The sequence below is a fragment of the Ferrovum sp. PN-J185 genome, assembly GCF_001581925.1.
In the GTDB taxonomy this organism is placed as follows: Bacteria; Pseudomonadota; Gammaproteobacteria; order Burkholderiales; family Ferrovaceae; genus PN-J185.
In genome coordinates, this window is sequence record NZ_LQZA01000003.1 from 193483 (window position 1) to 217610 (window position 24128).

General features: G+C 40.6%; 27 protein-coding genes. 6 read left to right on the forward strand and 21 right to left on the reverse strand.

Features of this window, described 5'->3' with window-relative positions; all coding sequences use genetic code 11:
* The first annotated feature begins 10 nt into the window (after positions 1-10).
* From FV185_RS07100 to FV185_RS07110, 3 genes are read left to right on the forward strand one after another with little or no spacing between them, the layout of a single operon-like run.
* Positions 11-898, forward strand: a complete 888-nt coding sequence (locus tag FV185_RS07100) for an HAD family hydrolase (protein WP_067495616.1) — start codon at positions 11-13, stop codon at positions 896-898.
* The gene (locus FV185_RS07105) at positions 891-1694 is read left to right on the forward strand and encodes a biotin--[acetyl-CoA-carboxylase] ligase (protein ID WP_067495619.1); all 804 of its coding nucleotides are present in this window, start codon (positions 891-893) and stop codon (positions 1692-1694) included. The genes FV185_RS07100 and FV185_RS07105 overlap by 8 nt, the downstream gene beginning before the upstream one ends.
* On the forward strand, positions 1691-2428 hold the full coding sequence (locus tag FV185_RS07110) for a type III pantothenate kinase (protein WP_067495623.1): 738 nt from the start codon (positions 1691-1693) through the stop codon (positions 2426-2428). The genes FV185_RS07105 and FV185_RS07110 overlap by 4 nt, the downstream gene beginning before the upstream one ends.
* A 2-nt stretch (positions 2429-2430) precedes the next feature.
* On the opposite strand, the gene rfaE2 is transcribed toward FV185_RS07110, so the two are convergent.
* The 3 genes from rfaE2 to FV185_RS07125 are packed head-to-tail and all read right to left on the reverse strand — an operon-like array spanning position 2431 to position 4235.
* Positions 2431-2913, reverse strand: a complete 483-nt coding sequence (gene rfaE2 / locus FV185_RS07115) for a D-glycero-beta-D-manno-heptose 1-phosphate adenylyltransferase (protein WP_067495625.1) — start codon at positions 2911-2913, stop codon at positions 2431-2433.
* 6 nt (positions 2914-2919) lie between these two features.
* Complete coding sequence (locus FV185_RS07120) at positions 2920-3645, reverse strand: BON domain-containing protein (RefSeq protein ID WP_067495628.1); 726 nt, start codon at positions 3643-3645, stop codon at positions 2920-2922.
* Positions 3642-4235, reverse strand: a complete 594-nt coding sequence (locus FV185_RS07125; protein WP_067495633.1) for a phosphoheptose isomerase — start codon at positions 4233-4235, stop codon at positions 3642-3644. Before FV185_RS07125 ends, FV185_RS07120 begins: the two co-directional genes overlap by 4 nt.
* 79 nt (positions 4236-4314) lie before the next feature.
* On the opposite strand from FV185_RS07125, the gene rsmI reads away from it, so the two are divergent.
* Entirely contained in the window at positions 4315-5163 is an 849-nt protein-coding gene (rsmI, locus tag FV185_RS07130; RefSeq protein WP_067495638.1) for a 16S rRNA (cytidine(1402)-2'-O)-methyltransferase, read from the forward strand.
* Here rsmI and FV185_RS07135 read toward each other — a convergent pair.
* The 7 genes from FV185_RS07135 to FV185_RS09565 all read right to left on the reverse strand — a co-directional run bounded on the left by FV185_RS07135 (position 5153) and on the right by FV185_RS09565 (position 11237).
* Positions 5153-5638, reverse strand: coding sequence for a YajQ family cyclic di-GMP-binding protein (locus FV185_RS07135; protein WP_067495641.1), 486 nt, complete (start codon positions 5636-5638; stop codon positions 5153-5155). The genes rsmI and FV185_RS07135 overlap by 11 nt on opposite strands.
* A gap of 14 nt (positions 5639-5652) precedes the next feature.
* Complete coding sequence (locus FV185_RS07140; RefSeq protein ID WP_067495644.1) at positions 5653-6867, reverse strand: argininosuccinate synthase; 1215 nt, start codon at positions 6865-6867, stop codon at positions 5653-5655.
* Positions 6868-6880: 13 nt separating this feature from the next.
* Entirely contained in the window at positions 6881-7795 is a 915-nt protein-coding gene (argF, locus tag FV185_RS07145; protein WP_067495647.1) for an ornithine carbamoyltransferase, read from the reverse strand.
* Positions 7796-7799: 4 nt separating this feature from the next.
* On the reverse strand, positions 7800-8972 hold the full coding sequence (locus FV185_RS07150; RefSeq protein ID WP_067495650.1) for an aspartate aminotransferase family protein: 1173 nt from the start codon (positions 8970-8972) through the stop codon (positions 7800-7802).
* 102 nt (positions 8973-9074) lie between these two features.
* Entirely contained in the window at positions 9075-9341 is a 267-nt protein-coding gene (gene rpsT, locus FV185_RS07155) for a 30S ribosomal protein S20 (RefSeq protein ID WP_067495653.1), read from the reverse strand.
* Between the two features lie 343 nt (positions 9342-9684).
* Positions 9685-10032, reverse strand: coding sequence for a type II toxin-antitoxin system VapB family antitoxin (gene vapB, locus FV185_RS09700; RefSeq protein WP_331709091.1), 348 nt, complete (start codon positions 10030-10032; stop codon positions 9685-9687).
* Between the two features lie 81 nt (positions 10033-10113).
* A protein-coding gene (locus FV185_RS09565; RefSeq protein ID WP_156474208.1) for an IS3 family transposase occupies positions 10114-11237 on the reverse strand; the annotation gives its coding sequence in 2 pieces (ribosomal slippage) (positions 10114-10977 and positions 10980-11237; 1122 coding nt in all).
* A 297-nt stretch (positions 11238-11534) separates the two neighbouring features.
* Here FV185_RS09565 and FV185_RS07175 point away from each other — a divergent pair.
* The gene (locus FV185_RS07175) at positions 11535-12704 is read left to right on the forward strand and encodes an IS4-like element ISCARN93 family transposase (protein WP_067495976.1); all 1170 of its coding nucleotides are present in this window, start codon (positions 11535-11537) and stop codon (positions 12702-12704) included.
* 95 nt (positions 12705-12799) lie between these two features.
* On the forward strand, positions 12800-13972 hold the full coding sequence (locus FV185_RS07180; RefSeq protein WP_067495662.1) for a GGDEF domain-containing protein: 1173 nt from the start codon (positions 12800-12802) through the stop codon (positions 13970-13972).
* Between the two features lie 42 nt (positions 13973-14014).
* Here the strand turns inward: FV185_RS07180 and FV185_RS07185 are convergent, their stop codons facing one another.
* The 11 genes from FV185_RS07185 to FV185_RS07230 all read right to left on the reverse strand — a co-directional run bounded on the left by FV185_RS07185 (position 14015) and on the right by FV185_RS07230 (position 24125).
* Positions 14015-14671 (reverse strand): beta-class carbonic anhydrase, encoded by a 657-nt coding sequence (locus FV185_RS07185; RefSeq protein WP_067495665.1) that lies wholly within the window; start codon positions 14669-14671, stop codon positions 14015-14017.
* Between the two features lie 74 nt (positions 14672-14745).
* Positions 14746-16038, reverse strand: a complete 1293-nt coding sequence (locus FV185_RS07190; protein ID WP_067495668.1) for an adenylosuccinate synthase — start codon at positions 16036-16038, stop codon at positions 14746-14748.
* 19 nt (positions 16039-16057) lie between these two features.
* Entirely contained in the window at positions 16058-17020 is a 963-nt protein-coding gene (locus FV185_RS07195) for an ATP phosphoribosyltransferase regulatory subunit (protein ID WP_067495671.1), read from the reverse strand.
* On the reverse strand, positions 17017-17202 hold the full coding sequence (locus tag FV185_RS09440; RefSeq protein WP_156474203.1) for a DUF2065 domain-containing protein: 186 nt from the start codon (positions 17200-17202) through the stop codon (positions 17017-17019). The genes FV185_RS07195 and FV185_RS09440 overlap by 4 nt, the downstream gene beginning before the upstream one ends.
* 1 nt (position 17203) lies before the next feature.
* Complete coding sequence (hflC, locus tag FV185_RS07200) at positions 17204-18085, reverse strand: protease modulator HflC (protein ID WP_067495674.1); 882 nt, start codon at positions 18083-18085, stop codon at positions 17204-17206.
* On the reverse strand, positions 18085-19341 hold the full coding sequence (gene hflK, locus FV185_RS07205) for an FtsH protease activity modulator HflK (RefSeq protein WP_067495677.1): 1257 nt from the start codon (positions 19339-19341) through the stop codon (positions 18085-18087). Before hflK ends, hflC begins: the two co-directional genes overlap by 1 nt.
* Entirely contained in the window at positions 19304-20569 is a 1266-nt protein-coding gene (gene hflX, locus FV185_RS07210; protein ID WP_082787074.1) for a GTPase HflX, read from the reverse strand. The genes hflK and hflX overlap by 38 nt, the downstream gene beginning before the upstream one ends.
* Before the next feature lie 6 nt (positions 20570-20575).
* Positions 20576-20815 (reverse strand): RNA chaperone Hfq, encoded by a 240-nt coding sequence (gene hfq / locus FV185_RS07215; RefSeq protein WP_067495680.1) that lies wholly within the window; start codon positions 20813-20815, stop codon positions 20576-20578.
* 102 nt (positions 20816-20917) lie between these two features.
* Positions 20918-22333: a ribosome biogenesis GTPase Der gene (gene der / locus FV185_RS07220; RefSeq protein ID WP_067495683.1), complete on the reverse strand. Its 1416-nt coding sequence runs from the start codon at positions 22331-22333 to the stop codon at positions 20918-20920.
* A gap of 14 nt (positions 22334-22347) precedes the next feature.
* Positions 22348-23487: an outer membrane protein assembly factor BamB gene (gene bamB, locus FV185_RS07225; protein ID WP_067495686.1), complete on the reverse strand. Its 1140-nt coding sequence runs from the start codon at positions 23485-23487 to the stop codon at positions 22348-22350.
* A complete protein-coding gene (locus FV185_RS07230) occupies positions 23487-24125 on the reverse strand; it encodes a YfgM family protein (protein ID WP_067495689.1) in 639 nt (212 codons plus the stop codon). Before FV185_RS07230 ends, bamB begins: the two co-directional genes overlap by 1 nt.
* Positions 24126-24128 lie beyond the last annotated feature (3 nt).

The following is a 24128-nucleotide window of genomic DNA, read 5'->3' on the forward strand; positions in this document are numbered from 1 at the left end:
AGGAATCGCTATGCCACCTATTCCCACGTTTACTCACAACACTATTGCCATGGTCTACGACTTTGATGGCACACTCTGCCCACAACCCATGCAAGAATACACTGTACTTCCTAAACTGGGTATTAAACCTGAGGAGTTTTGGCGTCTGGTAGAGCATGATGCCAAAGAAACGGGTGGTGAAAAAATGCTGGTATATATGCGTATCCTATTGGAAGAAGCACACAATAGACGAGTATTTATCAGTCGTGATGATTTTAAAAAAATGGGAAAAGATATTGAGTACTTTCCTGGGGTCAAAGACTGGTTTCCTAAAATCAACAATTATGTGAAACGTAAAAGTCAGGGGACGGTGAATATACAGCATTACATTATTTCAGCTGGCATGAAAGAAATTCTTGAGGGTATTTCTATTCGTAAATTCTTTAAGCAAATTTATGCCTCTGAATATCATTTTAATTTCCAAGGTATCGCAACCTTTCCTAAACAACTCATTACGGATACCACTAAAACACAGTATTTGTTTCGCGTGAATAAAGGAAAAGAGGAATTAGACGAATCGATTAATGAACATATGCCAGAATGGCAACGACCTATCCCTTTTCAAAATATCATTTATATAGGTGATGGGATGACTGATGTCCCTAGCATGGCGCTCACTAAAAAAAATGGCGGTCACACCATAGCAGTCTATCCTGAAGACGATGTACATGATCAAGCCACCTGTATTAAGTTACTTAAAGCCAATCGCGTTGACTTTATTGCTCCTGCTGATTACCGAAAGGACAGTCATTTATCTCGTCAAGTGGCATTATTATTAGATAAAATTTTAAGTAATATGGCCTACCAACAGGAAGTATTTACTAGCCAATTACACTATGGCATTGCTGAACATGACTAACACTTCCATATCATGGGCTCATGATGAGTTTCATCACTCACTTAAAACCAATACTTTTACACTTCAGGTAATGAATGAACTGTCTTCAAGTAACGATTACTTGTTAGCGCAGATTAAAGACAACACACTCACACAACCCACTTGTGTGGTGGCACTACATCAAACACATGGTCGCGGTAGGCAAGGTAGAAGCTGGCTCTCTGATCCACAGCATTCGCTGACTTTTTCTGTAAATTATCGTTTTAATCTAAGTATCAACAATACCACTGCCCTACCTCTTATGGTTGCTTTAGCAGTGACAGAAGCGTTGCAATTATTATCTGTTTCACAGGTTCGCATTAAATGGCCCAATGATATTGTAAGACGACAACAAAAACTCGCTGGTATTCTTGTTGAAACCGGGCACTTTAATCAGTCCTCATGTCATCTTGTCATTGGTATTGGGATAAATATAAGTACTCAAACCGGTTTATCTTCATCCCTTACCAAATCCTTTGCAGACTGCAGTGATGAATCAGGACATGCTCCCTCACGAGAACAATTACTGGCATTAATATTAAATCGTCTTAATGATTATTTCGTGCAATTTGAGCAAGTGGGTTTTACTCCTTTTATAGATAAATGGCTTCATCATTGTGATCATTTTAATGAGCAGGTTTATTTAATGAAACCTGACGGCATGATTGCCAATGGACTACATACCGGGGTGTTATCTGATGGATCCATCGTCATTAATAATGGCACAGGTGATGAGTGTTTTCATTCTGGTGAAATTAGCTTAAGGAGAGCCCAGTGAAACTTGCTTTAGATATCGGTAATACTCGTATCAAATGGGGCTTAAGAGAAAAGAACACATGGCTAAAGCAAGGTGATTTATTAACTGAGAATAGTCATGATTTACTCCATGCACTTATCCAAACTCATTCTCCTCAAGCAGTGCATTTGGCTAATGTCTCTCACCATAGCCTCACTCTTTTACTCACCAATATAAGCCAACAACTTTCTGTTCCCATTCAAGTATTAACAGGAGAGAGTGCGCTGCCACCACTGGTTAATCTCTATCATCATCCCAAACAATTAGGCGTGGACCGTTGGTTATCCCTATTTGCTGCACGTCAGTTTATGACAGGGCCAATATTGGTAGTGAACTCAGGCACTGCCACCACCATTGACGCTTTAGACAGTCACAACCAGTTTCTAGGAGGAGTGATTATTCCTGGCATCACTATGATGGAACAAGCACTCAATCTTGGTACAGCGAATATTAACGCCTCTCAGGGACACAATGTGGCTTGGCCTAGAAACAGTGCCGATGCGCTAACGCGTGGCGCCATAGAGGCTACAATCGGAGCGATTAAGGAACGTTATAACGAATTTAGAGAATTAGTGGGATTATCAACAGTAACACTTGTTATCAGTGGTGGTAACCGCTCTTTACTGTCCTCTCATCTCTCACTCCCCCATCACGTTATAGATAATTTAACGCTTGAAGGATTAGGCTTTCACATCGATATGTGTGGCAGTCATTAACGTTATAAACGACGAATTTTGGTAATCAGTTGAGTGGTAGAGCGGTCATGCTCGAAGGGTATGGAGTATACCGAGCCACCATGGGATTTAACAATATCTGCCCCAACAATATTCTCGACACTCCAGTCACCACCCTTGACTAAAATATCGGGCACAATGTCCTCAATACGCTTGATGGGGGTATCTTCTTCAAACCAGGTTACGAGACTCACGGCTTCTAGAGACGCGATGACAGCCAATCGATCAGTGAGTGTATTAATAGGACGATCCGCTCCTTTTCCCAGTCGTTTTACAGATTGATCACTATTAAGAGCCACCACGAGCGCGCTACCTAAGGAGCGCGCTTGGGCTAAATAAGTGATATGTCCGCGATGCAAAATATCAAATACACCATTAGTGAACACCAAGGGTCTGGGAAGTGATCGTACGCGTTCAATGCAATCCCCAGGGGAGACGATTTTTTTCTCGAAACTTAGCATCGCCATACAACCTTATTGCGGTACGGGGCTGGTGGCGTTAGGCAACACATCCTGTGAGGGGGCTGGTGCTTGAACATCCTCTGGTTTACTTGATGTGTTGGCTTTTGTGCCTGACTGATCTTGAAGTTTTTCACTATCAGGTACGTGGGCGATATATTCAAACACTCTCACCACTTTTGACACACCCGATGTGGTACTGGCAATTTGCGTTGCTGAATCAGCCTCATTACGTGTCAGCATACCCATCAAATAGACCACATGGTTTTCTGTGGTTGTCTCCACATGGACGGGAGAGAAGGTACCATTCGCATCGCCATAAAAACGTGCTTTCACTTTACTGGTAATGTACGTGTCTTCAGCTCGACTAGACAATGACAAATTAGGGCCAACAGTCAATTGATTAATGACACTTTGAACATTCGTCGTTTGCTTAGCTATTGCAACCACATCACTCAAAGTTTGACTATCAGGTACTTCACCCACCAACAACAAATGTCTGTTGTAACTCACTGGGACAACATGTACCTTATCCATATATTTTTGATCAATAGCATTATTCGCTCTCAACTCAATCTCTTGATCTTCTAATTGCGTTGCTGAGGTACGACGATCCGCCACAACAAACCCAGTACCCACAATACCTGTCGCCACAATCGGAAAACAAGCCTGTAATAAGGGGACAGAAACCAGCATTAAAAAAGTGGTAGTCAGTTTTCTCGTGATGGATAACTTCTTCATTCCTCGACTCCTAATAAAATACAATCAATGGCGTCACACAAACAATGTAATACCAACAAATGAACTTCCTGTATACGTGCTGTCACTTTTGAATTAACACAAATATGTACATCGTTTCCATCAAGGAGCTCAGCCATCTGACCTCCACCCTTGCCGGTGAGTGCAACCACTGACATTTCACGTTCATGAGCAGCCTTAATGGCTTCAATTACATTGGCAGAGTTACCTGAAGTGGAAATGGCTAATAATACATCTCTACTATGGCCAAGCCCTCTCACTTGCTTTGAAAATACTTCATTGTAATGGTAATCGTTGGCAATTGACGTCAGTGTGGATGAGTCAGTGGTGAGCGCGATAGCGGCCAAAGGGGGGCGCTCCATCTCAAAGCGATTCAATAATTCGGCGGCAAAATGTTGGGCATCTGCTGCCGAACCACCATTACCACAGGCTAATATTTTGCCTTCGTTGAGCAGACACTGAAACATTTTTTCAGCAGCCATAGCAATGGGAGCGGCAAGTTCATTCGCTAAAGTAAGCTTGAGGTTGGCGCTGTCGTTAAAATGTTGTGTTACGCGTTTAATTAAGTCCATATCAGTTTTATATTGATAACAAATATGAAAAGATTATACTTGTCTGCAGTCTCTGTCATCATTTTCCTAGGATTTTTTTATGGGTCGTACTACCGGTACCTTATTTATGGTGGCCACTCCAATTGGTAACCTCAGTGATGCCAGCGCCAGAATGGTATCCACCTTAAAAGAAGTAGCACTCATTGCCGCTGAGGATACCCGTCATTCACAGCCTTTATTGAACTATTTTGGTATCACGACACCTCTGTGCTCACTGCATGAGCATAACGAGCAATCACAAAGTGTACAGCTCATCGAAAAACTACTTCATGGTGAATCAATTGCTGTGATCTCTGACGCGGGAACACCTGGTATTAGTGACCCTGGACAAGTATTAGTGAATCTTGCTCATCAACATGGCATTCCCGTATGCCCTATTCCTGGAGCTAATGCAGCTATCTCATTAATGAGTGTTAGTGGATTGAAAGAAGGACAATTTTTATTTGTCGGTTTTTTACCCAGTAAAAATCAAGAAAAAACAGCTTTATTAGATAATCTTAAAGTTGCTCCTTATGCAACCGTTTTTTATGAAGCACCTCATCGTATCAAAGCAACCATAAAAACATTATGTGAAGTGTTTGGTGAGAGGCGACAAGTGGTATTAGGACGCGAGTTAACCAAGCTATTTGAAGAAGTGCATCGTACTACTTTGAAAGACGCTCGGGATTGGCTTGATCACAGCCCTCATCGTCTAAAGGGAGAATATGTGGTGATTATCGAGGGATTAGCAATAGACGCAGCGACTCTAGATATTACCCGTCACGATAAACTGCTGACCGCCTTAACAGAAAAACTATCATTAAGTGACGCTGTGAAGCTCGCTGTAACCATCACTGGTGAGAAAAAAAACTTTCTCTACGAACGGGCACTACTACTGACTAGTCCCTAAAGTTATTAAATTGTAAGGGTAACCCTAATTCTGCTGACTTAATCAGCTGAATGGCTTCTTGCAAGGTATCTCTTTTTGCCCCTGATACGCGCACCACATCACCTTGAATTGAACCTTGCGCTTTCATCTTACTGTCTTTTAGTAATTTAATGATTTTTTTTGCCAGTTCTGTTTCAATGCCTACTTTAACAGTGATTTGCTGTTTTACTTTGCTACCACTAATCGTTTCTACATTTTTCGTATCAAGACTGCGGATATCAATACCGCGCTTCACTAAACGCATATTGAGTATTTCTTTTACTTGCCCTAATTTAAATTCATCATCTGCAAATACAGTGAGTTGATAATCAGTTTGCTCCACTCTGGCGTCAGAGCCCTTAAAATCAAAACGGTTACCCACTTCTTTGTTGGTTTGTTCAACAGCGTTTTTAATTTCTTGTTTATCTACTTCAGAGACAATATCAAAAGAAGGCATAGTTAACTCTCCTGTTATTTTCTCAAGCGTGCAGCAATTCTCATTCTCAATGCATTCAAACGAATAAACCCTGCTGCATCCGATTGTTGATAAGCGCCACCATCATCTTCAAAGGTAGAAATAGTGGGATCAAAGAGGGAGTCCGTTTGAGAATCACGTCCTACCACCATCACATTACCTTTATATAATTTGAGACGTACCCAACCATTGACATGAACTTGAGTGTCATCAATCAATTTTTGCAACGCCACTCTCTCAGGACTCCACCAGTAACCTGTGTAAATGAGAGACGCATAACGTGGCATTAAGTCATCTTTCAAATGAGCCACTTCACGATCTAGGGTGATTGATTCAATAGCACGGTGTGCTCTTAGTAAAATAGTCCCGCCAGGGGTTTCATAACAACCACGTGATTTCATTCCCACATAACGGTTTTCAACTAAATCAAGGCGACCAATACCATGCATACCACCCAAACGATTAAGTTCGGTTAATACTTGCGCAGGCGTCATGGCTTTGCCGTCAATGGCAACCACATCACCACGTGCAAAGGTTAAATCAATGTATTGCGCTTGATCTGGTGCTTTTTCAGGGGAGAGAGTCCAACGCCACATATCCTCTTCAGGCTCTTGGGCAGGGTTTTCTAAAATTTTCCCTTCATAGGAAATGTGTAATAAATTGGCATCCATACTGTAAGGGCTGCCACCTGTTTTATGCTTCATTTCCACTGGAATACCATTCTTTTCTGCATAAGCAAGTAATTTCTCACGCGAAGTCAAATCCCATTCGCGCCATGGAGCGATGACTTTAATCCCAGGTTGCAAGGCATAGTAGCCTAATTCAAAACGAACCTGATCATTACCCTTTCCTGTGGCGCCATGTGAGACGGCATCAGCACCTGTTTCACGGGCTATTTCAATTTGTCGTTTAGCAATTAAAGGACGGGCAATACTGGTACCCAATAAATACTCGCCTTCATAAATCGCATTGGCACGAAACATCGGGAAAACAAAATCACGTGCAAACTCTTCACGTAGATCGTCTATGTAAATATGTTTGATACCAAATTGTTGTGCCTTAGCGCGCGCTGGTTCTAGCTCTTCTCCCTGACCAATATCAGCGGTAAAAGTAATGACCTCACATTGATAGGTATCCTGTAACCATTTCAAAATAACAGAGGTATCTAAACCACCTGAATACGCCAAAACTACTTTTTTAATGTCACTCATACTGGTTAAACCTTTAATTGGGTAAACGACCTAATAATAAATATTCCATTAATGCTTTCTGAACATGTAAACGGTTCTCCGCCTCATCCCAGACCACACTTTGATTACCTTCTAACACATCCTCAGAGACTTCCTCACCACGATGAGCAGGTAGGCAATGCATAAATAAGGCATCCTCTTTCGCCTGTTTCATCATGTCTGCATCAACCTGGAAAGGAGCAAATACACTTTTACGCTCTTCAGTCTCCTTTTCAAAACCCATACTGGTCCATACGTCAGTGGTGACAAGATCAGCATTATGAGCTGCCTGCATGGGATCCTCAAATACCTGCAGATGGGCTAACTCTTCCTCAGGAAAAGCGGCCACATCAATACCATAACCCTGAGGTGTTGAAACATGTAACTGGAAATCAAATATATGGGCTGCCTGCAACCACGTATTAGCCATATTGTTACCATCACCAATCCAAGCTACTGTTTTACCGCGCATTGAACCACGATGCTCAATAAACGTAAAAATATCGGCCATGATTTGACAAGGGTGATACTGATTGGTTAACCCGTTAATCACAGGCACCCGTGAGTAGGCGGCGAAGCGTTCAATAATAGACTGGTCAAAAGTACGAATCATGACCAAGTCCACCATTCGAGAAATGACTCGTGCCACATCCTCGATGGGTTCTCCACGGCCTAATTGTGTCTCTCCGGTGGTCAAATTAATAGAAGAGCCACCGAGCTGATGAATGCCCGCTTCAAAGGAAACGCGTGTACGAGTACTTTGTTTCTCAAACACCATAGCTAGCATACGGTCTTTGAGCGGATGATATATAGCATAGGCTTTAAACATGGCCTTAATGACTTTAGCGCGTTGGAAAAGATAATCAAACTCTTCCTTGGTGAAATCCTTCAGCTGTAAAAAGTGCTTCACACGATTACCCGTTTAAAAATGCTTTAATTAAAGAAACCACCCCATCAACAATCTGTGCTGCTTCTTCTTTATTGATAATTAAAGGTGGTAGTAAGCGCACAACCTTGTCTGAAGTAACATTAATTAATAAACCCTGATTAATAGCTTGAGCCACCAATTCGCCACAGGGGCGATCTAACTCAATACCCAACATTAATCCTTTACCTCTGACTTCAATCACGCCTTTGGTGTGCATCAATTCGTTGATCAAACGCTCTTTCATGTAATGTCCAAGAGTAGCGGCGTTATCTGCCAAACGCTCCTCTGCCATAATCTCAAGTGTTGCAATCGCTCCGGCGCAGACTAAAGGACCGCCACCAAAGGTGGTACCATGGTTACCTGGTTTAAATACATCGGCCGCTTTACCAGAGGCAAGACAAGCGCCAATTGGCAACCCTGATCCCAAGCCTTTAGCAAGAGCTAGAACATCAGGTTTAACCCCCATCTCTTCAAAGGCAAACCAATGACCAGTTCTGCCGATTCCTGTTTGCACTTCATCAATCATAAATAACCAATCATTTTCTGTACATAATTGACGCAAGGCTTGCATATAAGACGTTTCGGCCACTCTAATACCACCCTCACCCTGGATGGGCTCAAGAAGCACTGCCACAATATTACGATTGTTCTGTGCCACAGCTCGAATGGCATCTAAATCATTAAAAGGTACTCTTACAAAACCAGCTACCAATGGTTCGAAACCAGCTTGCGCTTTGCGGCTACCCGTTGCTGATAGAGTAGCAATGGTACGGCCATGCCAGGCTTTTTCCATAACAATAATGGTTGGTTGTTCTATTCCTTTTTGATGGCCATAGAGTCTGGCAAGTTTGATGGCAGCTTCATTGGCCTCAGCACCTGAGCTACAGAAAAAAGCGTTATCCATGTGTGCAACGGCACATAATTTATCGGCCAGTTCTTCTTGCTTGAGTACGTGATAGATATTTGATGTATGGATCAATTGTTGTGCTTGCTCGCTAATCGCCTTAACGAGTTTGGGGTGAGCATGTCCCACACCATTTACAGCAATTCCTGAGAGTGCATCCAAGTAGGGACGATCATTTTCATCCCATAACCATGCCCCTTTGCCTTTGGTAAAAGCAATGGGTTGCCTTGCATAGGTATTCATCAAATGACTCATTACAATTGACCTCAAATTGATTTAGTACAAATGAAATCGGCGACGATATTTCTATCGCCGCCGTCACGTATAGTATTTCTATTGTTACTTAGCTTGCGTCAGTTAAGCAGCCATTGCTTTCACTGCAGCAGAAAGACGGCTCTTGGTACGTGCAGCGGTATTTTTATGAATAATTTTTTTATCAGCAATACGATCAATAGTACCAACGGTATCTTTAAATACTGCCTGAGCAGCTGATTTGTCACCTGCTTCAACTGCTTTACGTACTTTTTTTACAGCAGTACGCAAAGTAGAACGCAATGACATGTTATGAGCACGTGTTGCTTCAGCTTGGCGGGCACGTTTTTCCGCTTGAGCGGTATTAGCCATGTGTAACTCCTTAAAAATCATTAAATCTCAGAATATTCAATTATTCTGAGACATATAAATAGTGAACTTTGCATAATAATGTATTTTCCGTTAAAAATCAATCCCCGTTCGCATGGGTTGATAGCTATACTTATCGCTAAAAAAATCAACTTAAAGAAGGAAAATAGTTATCTTAATCATTCGCTTACGCGTTGCATCTTTTCAATGCCGTGTAAAGCTCTGGCAGGGTAATCGATGAAATGGCCTTGTGACCGAATAAATATTGGATTTTCAGTGTCTCGAACGGGCGCCTCTTTAGCACCTAAACGATAAGATTAGCGTCGAGCAGATAGCGTAATATTAATTAAGGTACTTCTCGCTCTGGTTGGTGCTGTGAGGCACGTGCAGAGAGAAAATCATCACTCACCACCCGCGGACCGTCCAAAAAGAAACCCTCCCAGGTGTGCCCAATGGGTAAGATGATACGCTCGTGACCTTTGACGCGTATTTCCACCTTGCCTACTCCCTCTGGAAAACGAGCGACCAAGGGTAAACAGACGGCTTGGGTACGTTTATTGACGAAAACGCTGCCAATTAGCGTATTGGTGACCCTATATAAAACATTTAATAATTGTATATAGTAGCGTAAAGTAGTTAAGTTAACCTTGTAAGGTACGCTAAACTCAACGATTTTGGAAAAATCGAGAAAGATTTCACAAAATTGCTAATAACAAAGAGCATCTACCTGACCTGCCCCCATTTATAGTCTCAGTATCGATCTAGTAAAATTCTGTTAAACATCCTTCTTTTCCTGTAATACTGACCCTGTTTGCTTTGACCTAAATGCTGCCGCAAACTCTGCTGGCGTTTGATAGTTCAGAGCACTATGTGGTCTATGCTCGTTGTAATCTTTTCGCCAAGCATTAATAAGTACTCTCGCTTCTTTTAAACTCATGAACCAATGCTCATTCAAGCATTCATCCCTGAATTTACCGTTAAAACTTTCTATATAGGCATTTTGGGTAGGTTTCCCAGGTTGTATTAAACGTAACTCTACCCCATGCCTATAAGCCCATTGATCTAGTGCTTTACCTGTGAATTCCGGCCCTTGATCCGTTCGAATGGCTTTAGGAGCACCTCTAAAGTAAATAGCTTGATCCAGTATACGGGTCACCTGTTGTCCCGATATACCGTGTTCAAGAGCAATATCAATAGACTCTTTAGTAAAATCATCCACAATGGTCAATGCTTTAACCCTTCTTCCGCTGGCTAGGGCATCTGATACAAAATCCATGGACCATACCTCATTAGGGCTACTGGGTAAGGATAAGCTCTGCTTTTGTACCATCACGCCATGTCTCTTACGTCTACGTTTAACAGCCAACCCCGCTTCCTGATAAAGACGGAATACCTTTTTATGGTTGGCTTCTACTCCTTCTCGTCTTAATAAAGCATGAATACGTCTATAACCAAATCGACGTCTCTCATGGGCAAGATCAACAATACGTTGCTGTAGTTCCTGATTCTTTATCCCACTTACAGGCTGGTAATGAAGAACAGTTCTTGATATACCCACAAGATAACAGGCACGTCGCTCAGAAATAGCCGTAGTCTGGCACATAAGCTTTACAGCCTCGCGTTTGTCTTGTGGGCTTAGTACTTTCGTCCAAGAGCCACTTTTAAAGCTTCAGCGTCCAGTATAGCCTCAGCCAACAGTTTCTTTAATTTACTGTTCTCAGACTCTAAATCCCGCAGCTTTTTAGCATCCGGTATTGTCATTCCTCCAAACTTGGCACGCCAAGTATAAAAAGAACAATCGCTAAAACCATGTCGACGGCATAGCTCTTTTACAGGAATACCAGCTTCTGCTTCCTTCAAAAACCCAATAATCTGTTCCTCTGTAAATCGCTTCTTCAAGTCCATTCTCCTTTACATAAATGAACTTTACTAGATTTAACATAAAACTAAAAATTGGGTGCAGGTCAAAACCAACAACTTTATAACTTATTGCCTCCTTAAATCTCTAACTAGAATATTAGTATTGGCATTCAAAACAATTTAAAAATGTAATTTTAATATTTTATTTCAGTAGTGTCCGGTTAATTAATGATGCGAAACGCTGTAACCCATGGCTGGCGTGGGATTTCGAGCGGTGAATGGTGGTGTCGATTTGAAAATTCGGACAAAATTCCGAAATTTTCCCCAGAGGCCGCCATGAACGCTGGAAAAACACTTTTTGCCCAAATAATGGATTTTCTGCCTTGGACAACCTTCAATCGATATGTCGAGAAGTACGACGGCGACTGTGGTGTTCGCACCATGACTTGCGCCGAGCAGTATCGCATCATGGCGTTTGCTCAACTGACTTACCGCGAAAGTCTGCGGGACATCGAAGTCTGCCTTGGCGCTCAAGTCGGAAAACTTTACCACATGGGCTTTCGCGGAACAATGAAACGTTCGACACTGGCCGATGCCAATGAGTCTCGCGACTGGCGAATTTACGCAGATTTCGGGCAGCGCCTGATTGTTCAGGCGCGCAATCTTTACATCAAGGACGACCTTGGGTTGGACTTGTCGAATACCGTTTATGCGCTCGATTCAACTACGATCGACCTGTGCTTGTCAGTATTTCCGTGGGCGCATTTTCGCACCACCAAAGCCGCCGTCAAAATGCATACGCTGCTCGACCTGAAAGGTAACATTCCGAGTTTCATCCACATTTCCAATGGCAAGATGGCCGATGTGCATGCACTCGACCTGTTGCAGCCGGAGCCCGGTGCAATCTATGTCATGGATCGTGGCTACGTCGATTTCAGCAGGCTTCATTCGTTACATCTGGCTGGTGCATTCTTCGTCACACGAGCCAAATCCAACATGAAGGCGCACCGTGTTTATTCAGTGAAAACGGAACGCTCGACCGGTATTATTTGCGACCAGGCGATTGCGCTGGACGGTTTTTATACTAAACAGGACTACCCCGTGCATTTGCGCCGCATCCGCTTCAAGGATGCCGAGTCCGGCAGGACGCTGGTTTTCCTCACCAATCAGATGACGTTGCCCGCAGCGACCATTTGCGCATTGTATAAGAGCCGATGGCAGGTGGAATTATTTTTCAAATGGATCAAGCAGCATCTTCGGATAAAATGTTTTTTCGGTACATCAGAGAATGCGGTCAAAACTCAAATTTGGATCGCCGTATCGGTTTATGTCCTCGTTGCCATCATCAAAAAACGCCTCAATCTGAACGCTTCGCTCTACACTTTGCTACAGGTTTTATCGCTCACCCTTTTCGAGAAAATCACTTTACAACAAGCACTTACGAACACGAGCGACACTTCAGGCCAGCATCAATTAAATAACCAATTGATTTTAGATGGAATTTAACCGGACACTAGTGATTTTATTTGAAAAAAAATGTATACTGAACAGGGTAATAATAAATTACTATTCTTGAATAGAAATACCAATAAGTCTTATATATGCAAATTAGAGACACATTTCTTATCTTTGGTGTTATAGATATTATATTTTCAATACTTGTTTATATTTATGTATACGAAAGTAAAGTTTCTGTTTTAGCAATTAGAAATATTGCGCATTCAAGAATGCTTGCCGGTATTGGTCTTTTACTGGAATACTTTATATTAACTAATCCCTTAGTTGTTCAGCACAATATATTAATTGAGTCTGTTTATGTATTAACCTACACTATTTTTTGTATTGCAATCTTCTCTGCGACAAATGCATTTAAGCTTTGTTTAAACAAACCAAAGATCAGCATATCAAACTTTCGAATAGTAACTATATTATTAGTTTTTTGGATAATAATTGTATCCACTCAAATTAAACCTGGTTATCGTATAGGAATTTTTTCTTCTTATTATCTGATAATGTCTATTGTTATTTTTCTTGATGTATCAAAAAATTGGAAATCTATTTCTTTACTACAAAAGTTTATGACATTTTTTGGAGGTTACTATGTCATTTTTAATATAACAAAAATAGTTCAAGGATATCGCCATCCAGATTTAAAATTTTCTGATTATTCAAACACTAATTTGGTTTTATTAGTCTTTCTTGTAAATTTTATAATGTATTTTGGATTTTTATTACTTTCTAAAGAATTTATTGACAAAGAATTAATTACTAAAGCCAATACAGATCAACTCACCGGATTATTAAATAGACAGTCTTTCTTTGATATTGCTGAAAAAATTCACGCTCATCAAAATAGAAAAGAAAGGCCTTTATCACTACTCTATATAGATATTGATTATTTCAAGAATGTGAATGATCAATATGGACATATTGTTGGTGATTTTATTCTTACGGGTTTTTCAAAAATACTAAATAATACAATGAGAAAATCCGATTTTATTGTGCGACTTGGTGGTGAAGAGTTCGCCGTATTAATGACAGATACCCCTCCACACGTTGCAGTTTCAGTTGCAGATAGATTTCGTAAAGAGATTGAGTCAAATGATTTTATAACTAAAGATAGCAAGCAAGTTATAAATATCACGACAAGTGTAGGGGTTTATGGCGAAACAATTGTGAGAAGTAGCCTTGATAACTTTATGAATTTATCTGATCAGGCTCTTTATAACGCTAAAAATTCTGGAAGAAACAAAGTATTTGAGTTTGGTAAATAGTAAAAACATACAGATGGGTGACAAAAATTGTCACCCATTTTATTAGAAACTACCCATCGTTCCAGGATAGCTTACCTCTTGAAGTTTTCCTGTATCTACATCATAAATAAATCCACGAACATTAATCTTATCTTTACCTTCGGTTGGCAACCAAGGATGGTTTAGAATCATGGACATACTCTTTCTGACGTCCATTTCTAAACGCTCAATTTGTTTCTCAGTAACAGGCGCATCAAGTGGTTCTAGCTCACCACGAAATGCATGAAAGCCACTGGGTGAATGACTTGCACAACCGCATGGAGTAAAATCTCTACCCGTAGCAGACTTTAGTATCTCTACGGCTTTTGTATCGCCTTCTAAACCCATTCTTAACAGTTCATCGGTAAAAGACAACATACCACAACGAGTATGATGAATTACCATTACATCTTGGGTATCAAGTAAATGATGGGAAATAACCAAGCAACGAATGACATCATCAGTAACTATTCCGCCAGCATTTCTAATAATATGAGCATCCCCTGTTTGAAGTCCAAGAATATCCTCAACATCCATTCTTGCATCCATGCAAGCAATGACAGCTGTTCTTTTGGCAGGTTTTATAGGCTGCGGACCAGGATAGGATGCGTTATGCAGCACCTTTCCTTGAGCGTACTGTTGGTTATTGTTAACTAATGTATAAAAAATGTCATTTGCCATAGTTGTTCCTTGGTTTTACGTTAAGAAGTACTATGGCAAATTTTATTTAATTGAGTTCCAGATTTATTGAATAATTATTCAAACGGATGACGTAATACTATGGTTTCTCTACGATCTGGGCCAGTTGAAACCACATCGATAGGTACTTCACATAATTCAGCCATCCTTTCAAGATAACGTCTAGCATTAATCGGTAGTTGATCATAATTTTCGATACCAACAGTACTCTCAGTCCAACCAGGCATCTCTTCATAAATAGGTTGGCATTGTTCAATTGCCTCAGCCCCAAACGGTAGTATATCTGTAGCGCCATCAGGTGTTGTATACCCTACCGCAATCTTTACTGTTTCAATCCCATCCATAACATCGAGTTTAGTCACACACAACCCAGTTACACCGTTGATTTGTATAGACCGTTTAAGTGCTGCTGCATCAAACCATCCCGTCCGTCTAGGACGACCTGTGACAGCTCCAAACTCATGACCGCGGGTAGCCAATTGTTTACCTACCTCGTCATCTAACTCCGTCGGGAAAGGTCCTGAGCCTACTCGTGTTGTATAAGCTTTTGTAATACCTAAAACATACTCCAATTGTTGAGGGCCCACCCCACTTCCGGGAGCTGCTGCACCTGCCACACAGTTACTTGAAGTTACAAAAGGATAAGTACCATGATCAATATCAAGTAATGTTCCTTGTGCACCTTCAAATAATAATTTTTGTCCCTGTTTTGATGCTTCGTTTAATAATCTTGATACATCACCAATCATTGGTAAAATCCGACCAGATAAAGCCATTACCTGATCAAAGGTTTCATCCAAATTAATCGGTGAAGTATTAAAATACTGTGTTAAAACAAAATTATGGTAATCAAGACTCTCTTCTAATTTATTTTTAAAACGTTGAGGATGAGCTAAATCCTGAAGACGAATTGCACGTCTTGCAACCTTATCTTCATAAGCAGGACCAATACCCCTGCCAGTGGTGCCTATCTTATTGTTACCTTTTTTATTTTCTCGGGCTTTATCAATTGCTATGTGGTAAGGCATAATCAATGGACAGGCTTCACTGATGATGAGGCGTTGTGAGACATTAACTTGAGAGGCTTCGAGCATGTCAATTTCGCGAAGTAGCGCTTCAGGGGCTAATACCACGCCGTTACCAATGTAACACTGAACATGCTCTCTTAAAATACCAGCGGGGATTAAACTTAATACAGTTTTTTTACCACCAATCACCAAGGTATGACCTGCGTTATGTCCACCTTGAAAACGTACCACGCCATTTGCACGGTCAGTTAACCAATCGACTAACTTACCTTTTCCTTCATCACCCCATTGGGTACCAATCACTACAACATTTTTTGCCATAAAGGCATTCTCCCAATAACTATCGTTTGAACGTAATCAATTGTCTTAAGTCAAGACTAAACCCTGTTGCTGGACGAGAGCGTCCAAAGGCACTGCCTACCTCATCATAACGACCACCTCTAGCTAGTGCTCCTTTATAGTCTGCACTGTATACCTGAAAGACTAAGCCATTATGGTAGTGATAGCCGCGTAACTCACATAAATCAAAAGATAATTTTACTCTATTATTAAAACGCTCTCTTACTGCAATCAACTGTTCTAATGCCACCATTATTTTAGGCGTAGCAGGTAGAGACTTGATTGCTAAATCAAGAATTTCACCACCACCATTGAGTTTAGGTAAACTTAATAAAGCTTGACGAAACTCAGCTGTAACACCCTGTGTGACAGATTGAAGTGAAGGTATATCTTTATGCTGCAACAGCTTAAACCAGTCATTCTCAGTTTTACTGTCAATTTGTAGGGCTTCCATTAATCCCCTAAAAATCCCCACATGCCCCACATCTAAAATGACATCATTAAACTCAAGTTCACTAAGCGCATCCAACATTAAAGTTTGAATTTCAATATCACCAGTTACTTCACTTAAGCCAAAAATCTCCGCTCCTACCTGATAGGGTTCTCGTGATTGACTAAGTACATCAGGTTTGGTGTGCAATACTGGTCCTGCATAGCACAATCTATTTATATCAGCCCTATTCATGCTATGCGCATCGATACGTGCAACTTGCGGAGTAATATCTGGCCGCACGCCAATTAAACGGCCACTTAATTGATCAACTAACTTAAACGTTTGTAGATCCATATCATGTCCCGTTCCAGTCAGTAGCGACTCAACATACTCAATCAAAGGAGGAATAACTAAATTAAAGCCTCTGTCTTTGAATAAATTAAGTAATTTGCGTCGAGCATTTTCCAAAGCCCACGCATCTTCAGGGAGTATATCCTCACAGTATTCAGGTAATAGCCAACGGTAAGTCATCGATTCACTTGTATAATTATTATTCCTAAAACCATGGCAAGTACTCCGATCCAGCGTACTTGCCCATCACTTAATTGAGTTAATTTTAACAGGGTATTACGCCATTGGCGTGGCGCAATAACAGGCATGACCCCCTCAAATATCAGTACCATACCTAGCGCGGCAATAACAATACTCCTCAATTTATTTTGCCCCTACTGTTCCTGGAGGATTTTTTAAATATTTAAAAAAAGGCGAACTAGGGTCTAATACTAATACATCTGATTTTGTTTTCAAGCTCTCTTGGTAGGTTTGTAAACTACGATAAAAAGCATAAAACTCAGGATTACGTTTATACGCTTCTGCGTAAATAGATGCTGCTTTAGCATCACCCTTACCTTTTATTTCTTGCGCTTGGCGGAAAGCATCAGCGAGGATCACTTCTCTTTCTCTGTCTGCGTCTGCTCTAATTTTTTCAGCTTCACCAGCACCCGTTGATCTCAGTTCATTAGCAACCCGTTTACGTTCAGCTTGCATACGACGATATACTGAATCACTGACTTCTGGGGTTAACTCAACACGACGTATTCGTACATCTAATACCTTCACACCAATCTCTTTGGCGTCTTGGTCTGCACGCAAACGCATATTAGCCATAATACTCTCGCGCTCCCCTGAAACCGCTTCATGAACCGATCGTTTTGCAAATTCTGCTCTTAACTCATCGTTAACGGTTTGTGCTAAGCGTATTTCGGCTCTTTTTACATCACCTCCAACACTAACATAATACTGTTTAACATCAGCAATTTGCCATTTAACAAAATAATCAACTAACAGTGGTTTTTTTTCTGAAGTAATGAAACGTTGAGGTTCATTATTATCAAGCGTTTGAATTCGTGTATCAAATAAACGAACATTTTCAATAAAAGGAGTTTTAAAATACAGACCTGGCTCTGTTTTTACTGAAACAATTTTACCTAGTTCAAATACCAAGGCATCTTCAGTTTGTGAAACAGTAAATACAGCCATGGAGGCCACGACTAAAACCAATATAAGCGTAATAATGTAAATACCAGCATTCTTCATTATCTTTCCTCACGCTCTCTATTCTTAAAAGCATCTCGAGAACGATCAACATCTACGTTTTGTGATGGGTTTGTAGATTGACTGACAGTTGGATTGTTTGAGATAGATTTTTCTTCAACACCAGTCACACCAGAGGGATATTGTGATTGATTATTTTTTCCATAATCTATCCCTTCACTTTTAGACTCTTTTTGTTGGTTAATCAATTTATCAAGAGGCAAATAAAGAAGGTTGGACCCACTCTTATTATCAGTGATGATTTTAGTAGTGTTGCTTAGAACCTGTTGCATCATATCTTGATAAAGTCTTTCACGAGTTACTTGTGGCGCCTTATCGTACTCAACCAATATTTGTTTAAAGCGACTTGCATCTCCTTGTGCACGAGCAACGACTCGTTGTTCATAGGCTTTCGCTTCTTCAATTAATGCTGAAGCAGTTCCTTTAGCACGCGGGACGATATCATTTGCATAGGCTTGACCTTCATTGTTTTGTCTTTCTCTATCCTGCCCCGCCTTAACTGCATCATCAAAGGCAGCTTGTACTTGTTCTGGAGGTTGAGCATTTTGCATATTCACCTTACCAATCAAGATGCCAGTTTTATATCTATCTAAAATTTGTTGCATTAAATGTTGAGCTTCATCAGCAATTTGTGAACGGCCTTCGTAGAGCACAAAATCCATTTTATGACGGCCTACTACTTCTCTAATTGCAGTCTCAGCCACCTGCATCACAGTGGCATTAGGATCTTTATTATTGAATAAGAAGGCTACTGGATCTTTGATGGTGTATTGAATGGCATATTGGTTATCAATAATATTTTCATCATCTGTTAGCATTAATGATTCATGTAATACTTTAGATTTAAGATTATTACGGTAACCTAGCTCTACCGTGCGGACTTGGGCAACATTCACGGGGCTACCTGCTGCTTGCGCTTCTACAGGATAAGGGAAATGCCAATGGGGTCCTGGGTTAGTGACTTCCTGAAACTTCCCAAAGCGTAGTATTACTCCAACATGACCTGCATCAACAATATAAAAACCAGAAATTAGCCAAAAAAACACAATGGAACCAATAATGAGTAAAACAAAATTTTTCCCACTAGGTAAACCAATCGGTTGATTTGAGTTGTTATCGTTACCAGATGAAGTATTGTTAGATTGTTTAAATCGTTTTAAAAAATTACGCCAGATTTCGTCTAAATCTGGTGGGCCATCTTTAAGGTGTATGATCCAACTTGGTATTTTGATCGCCATAGTCGAGTATTAACTCATTATCATTGTTTATAGAAATTTCATCATTTTGCTTTAAAGCATTGATACGTTCGACAAAGGCTTGTCGGATAAACTCCAACCCTTGGCCATGTATAGCACTAATATGTACTTCGTCAATTGTACCATAGGGACCACGAATAAGACCCGCCTGCCAATTGTCTAGCTGATCTATCTTATTTAACACAACCAATTGAGGAATATGGTCTGCACCGATTTCCTTTAAAACAGCATTAACTGACTGCTGATGTACATCGCGCTCCGGATCGGCACAATCAACCACATGAAGCAATAAATCCGACTCAATCGTTTCATCTAATGTAGCCTTGAACGCTGCTACCAAAGTATGAGGTAGATTCTGTATAAATCCTACTGTATCAGATAACACCATTTGCCCTAAACCTTCAACATAAACACGTCTGGTCGTTGTGTCTAATGTGGCAAATAACTGATCTGCAACATAAGATTTGGCATGGGTTAGTTTATTAAATAAAGTTGATTTCCCAGCATTCGTATAACCTACTAAAGATACTCTTAGTATTCCCGCTCGACTGCGTGAATTACGTTGTACTCGATGACTTTTTCTAACCTTTTCCAATCGATCTTTAAGCAATTTAACGCGCTTAGCTAATAAACGTCTATCGGTCTCTAACTGAGTTTCTCCAGGACCTCTTAAACCTATCCCACCCTTTTGCCTTTCTAAGTGAGTCCATCCACGTACCAGCCTAGTAGCAAGTCTTTCTAATTGTGCGAGCTCCACCTGAAGCTGCCCCTCGTGACTACGTGCACGTTGAGCAAAAATATCCAAAATTAAACCAGTACGATCAATGATTCGTGCTTGTAGAGTACGAGATAAATTTCTTTCCTGTATAGGAGTTAATTCGTGATCAAAGACCACTACACCAGCTTCGTGTTGACGCAGTTTTGAGCGGATTTCTTCAACTTTTCCACTACCAATAAAGGTGGAGGAATCAGGTTTAAATCGTTTACCTGAAATCGATTCAGCTACTCGCAAACCCGCCGTTTCTGATAACAAAACAAGTTCCTGTGGATTATTCTTATTGCGTTCACTGTCTATGTTAATGTGAACCAGAAGTGCAACATCAAGATTTCCAAGAAAGGTATCATCACGTTCTAGATCACCACTCTCTTGGACAGAATTATTGTTAGAAGCTTTGCGACCACGACCAATCAACGGACCCTTGTCCGACATTAGAAATTAATCCTCAAGGGCAGTCTCATTAGGCATTGATACTGATCGTGCAGGAACTACAGTAGATATGGCGTGTTTATACACCATTTGTGTTGTTGTGTTTTTCAATAAAACCACATATTGATCAAACGACTCAACTTGACCTTGCAATTTAATACCATTAACCAAATAGATAGAAACTGGAATATGTTCTTTTCTCAACGCGTTCAAAAACGGGTCTTGTAATAGTTGGCCCTTAGTGCTCATTTCGTGATCTCCCGAAAATGTATTAATTATTATCCCTCTCGCCCTTCAATAATGTACTTGATTTTTCAGACTTTTACCACCCTTCTTTAAAATTGTTACAATTTATGATTTTCCAAACAGCTTTCTACCACGCCTTCTTTTACGTCTTAAGCGATTTTCCTCTGCTTCAGTTAAGGGTTTTGGTTTTCGATCCGCAAAGGGGTTATGTCCTTGTCTAAACTCAACTCGTAGCGGAGTCCCTTTTAAATCGAAGGCTTTTTGAAACGTATTTTCTAAATAACGTTTATACGAATCTGCGATATGGTTGATTGCACTACCATGAATAATCACAATCGGTGGATTATGCCCCCCCTGATGGGCATATCTTAGTTTAGGTCTAAAGGGCCCCGCCTTTGCCGGTTGATGTTGTGTTACGGCATCATGCAATACGCGGGTCAATTTAGGTGTTGATAATTTAGCCATTGCCGCTGCATAAGCTTTATCAATAGAGGGTAATAATCCTGATACACCACTCCCTTTTAACGCTGAAATAAAATGGTATTGAGCAAAATCCAAAAAGAATAATTTTCTTGCCACTTCATTTTTAACTTTATCTTTTTGATAATTGTCGAGTCCATCCCATTTATTAATAGCTACCACCACAGCACGCCCTGTACTAACCACATAACCTGCTATATGGGCATCCTGTTCTGAGATATCTTGCTGCGCATCTAATGTCATGACAACAACATTAGCACTTTCCACAGCTTGCATTGTTTTAATAACCGAAAACTTTTCGATGGCCTCAAACACTTTGCCACGTCGGCGCAGTCCCGCCGTATCAATTAATAGATATTTTTTTCCTTGTCGCTCAAATTCTATTTCAATACTGTCTCGAGTGGTACCGGGTTGATCAAACGCAATGACTCTTTCCTCCCCCAATAATTGATTAATTAAGGTAGATTTTCCCACATTAGGACGCCCTACTATAGCAATACGCGGAATGCTTTGATCAACTTCTTCTTGGGTAGTAGGTTGTTGCTCAGGTGCTAAACCTTTAAAAACTTCTTCTAATAAATCATGTATTCCTTCACCGTGGGCAGAGGAAATGGCCCAAGGCTCTCCCATACCCAACTCATAAAACTCCGCAGTTGCCATATCAACAGGCATTCCCTCGAGTTTATTGACTGCGAGAGTGACATGTTTACCTCTCAATCTTAATTCTTCAGCAACACGTCTGTCTCCAGGAGTAAGACCAGATCGACCATCAGTAAGAAAAATAATTCGGTCAGCCTCGTCCATCGCCTGTAAGGTTTGTTTAGCCATTTCAAGTAAAATACCGTCTTTAGCAATAGGCTCGAAGCCTCCTGTATCAACAATAAAATACTGAAAATCCTCAAATTTTGCTCGACCGTAATGACGGTCACGAGTAAGACCAGGCAAATCAGCTACCAAGGCATCGCGAGTTTTTGTTAATCGGTTAAATAACGTTGATTTACCAACGTTAGGTCGACCAACGATAACAATCGTTGGAATCATATGTATCCCCTAGCTTATTTGCTTTCTGCAATAATTACATACACATGACCGTCATGTGTTTGAATAAAAAAAGTATTACTGTTAATGATTAAGGGTTGTTTGGTAATGGCCGATCCATCTGTATCTATTCTTGATAATTCACTACCATCAATGCGACTCAAGATATGAACAACCCCTTTGATGTCACCCACAATAACATAGTCAGATGTTGCTGCAGGAGCAGATAAAAAGCGCCCCTCAAGTGATTCGTTTTTCCAATCTATAGCACCACTAGAGCGATAATAAGAATAAATATTTCCTTTTTCGTCTGCAGCATAAATTTTATTATCAGAAGCAGCTACTGGACCAACTGTATTTAAGTCATGAGCCCAGATGATACTCCCTCTGGGAAGATCCATACAGGCAACTTTACCCTGATAACTGGCGGCACAGACATCAGCCTCTCCTAAAGCCGGATGTCCCATAACATCGTTCATACGCTCAAGTTCGGTGGCACCCCTAGGAATTGAAACAGCCGACTCCCAACCAATATTGCCCGTATTCACATCAATTGCAAGCAAGTGCCCGCCAGGAACACCAACAAACGCAGCGCCTCTGGTAACAGTCATCCCCGTTGCATTACGTAACACCAAAGAGGGCATATTTCTAACCAATAGCCATTTTTGTGAGCCATCCTGTGCAGCAAGTCCGTAGATATGGCCATCTTCAGTTGTTACAACAATGACATCATTGGAGGACTGTGGTGCTGATGACATTTCACTACCTAAAGGAACATGCCACTGTGCTTTACCTTGCAAGTCATAGGCATAAAGTATTCCTTTATTGTCCGCTACAAAGATATCTCCAGCACCATATCCGATACCCGCAGTTAAATTTGAGTTGGTGTCGATACGCCAATTGGTATCACCATCGTTAACTTTATAAGAATATACTTTTCCTTTATATGTACCTACATAGATTGCATCGTCAGTCACCACAGACTCAAGTAAAGGATCCTTTGCAGATCCAGGATGATCAGACCACTTAATAGTAAATTGTTGTTTGTCTTTTAATGGTTTTAATTTTGATACGACAATTGAGCTGGAACTACAACTAGTCAAAAAAAATAAAACCATCAACCACTTGGTGTGTTTTACAAGAAAATTATTACTCATTATTTACTTCTCCCGCCAAGCGCATCTAACTTAACCTGTGCAAGTTGTTTGAACAAGGTATTCTGAGAACCTGATTGATCAATAATTTGTTGATAACTGTTTTTTGCTTCTGTATTTTTGCCAAGAAGCGTATAAATATCTCCTTTCAAATCAAGCGTAGCAGCTAGCATTGCAGGATCTTTATTTTGACTTAATAAATCCAAGGCTTCATTGTATTTTTTTTGATCAGCTAAAATCCCCGCATGACGCAACCTTGATAAATCAACTAACATGGCTTCATGAGTATGTGACTCAACCCAATTTAGCTCGTTGATAGCATCATCGTCATGACCTGTCTTGTGGCTTAAGAAGGCGCTGATTAACGCTGCTCTACTTGATAAAGGACTTGATGGATAAGCTTCCTGTAGACGTTTTGCAGCAGTTAATGTTTGTTTTGTGTCTTGTGTACGAAAAGTATTTTGAACAGCCTCAAACAGTACACCAGCTTTTTCATTTTGTGATTGTTGATAATAGTTATAACCCTGGTACATAGCGTAACCAATAATCACAACCACTATACCCAAGCTAACAAATTTACCATACAGTTTCCACCAGGCCTTAATATCTTCTATCTGTTCTTGTTCTTGATGATCGTACATATT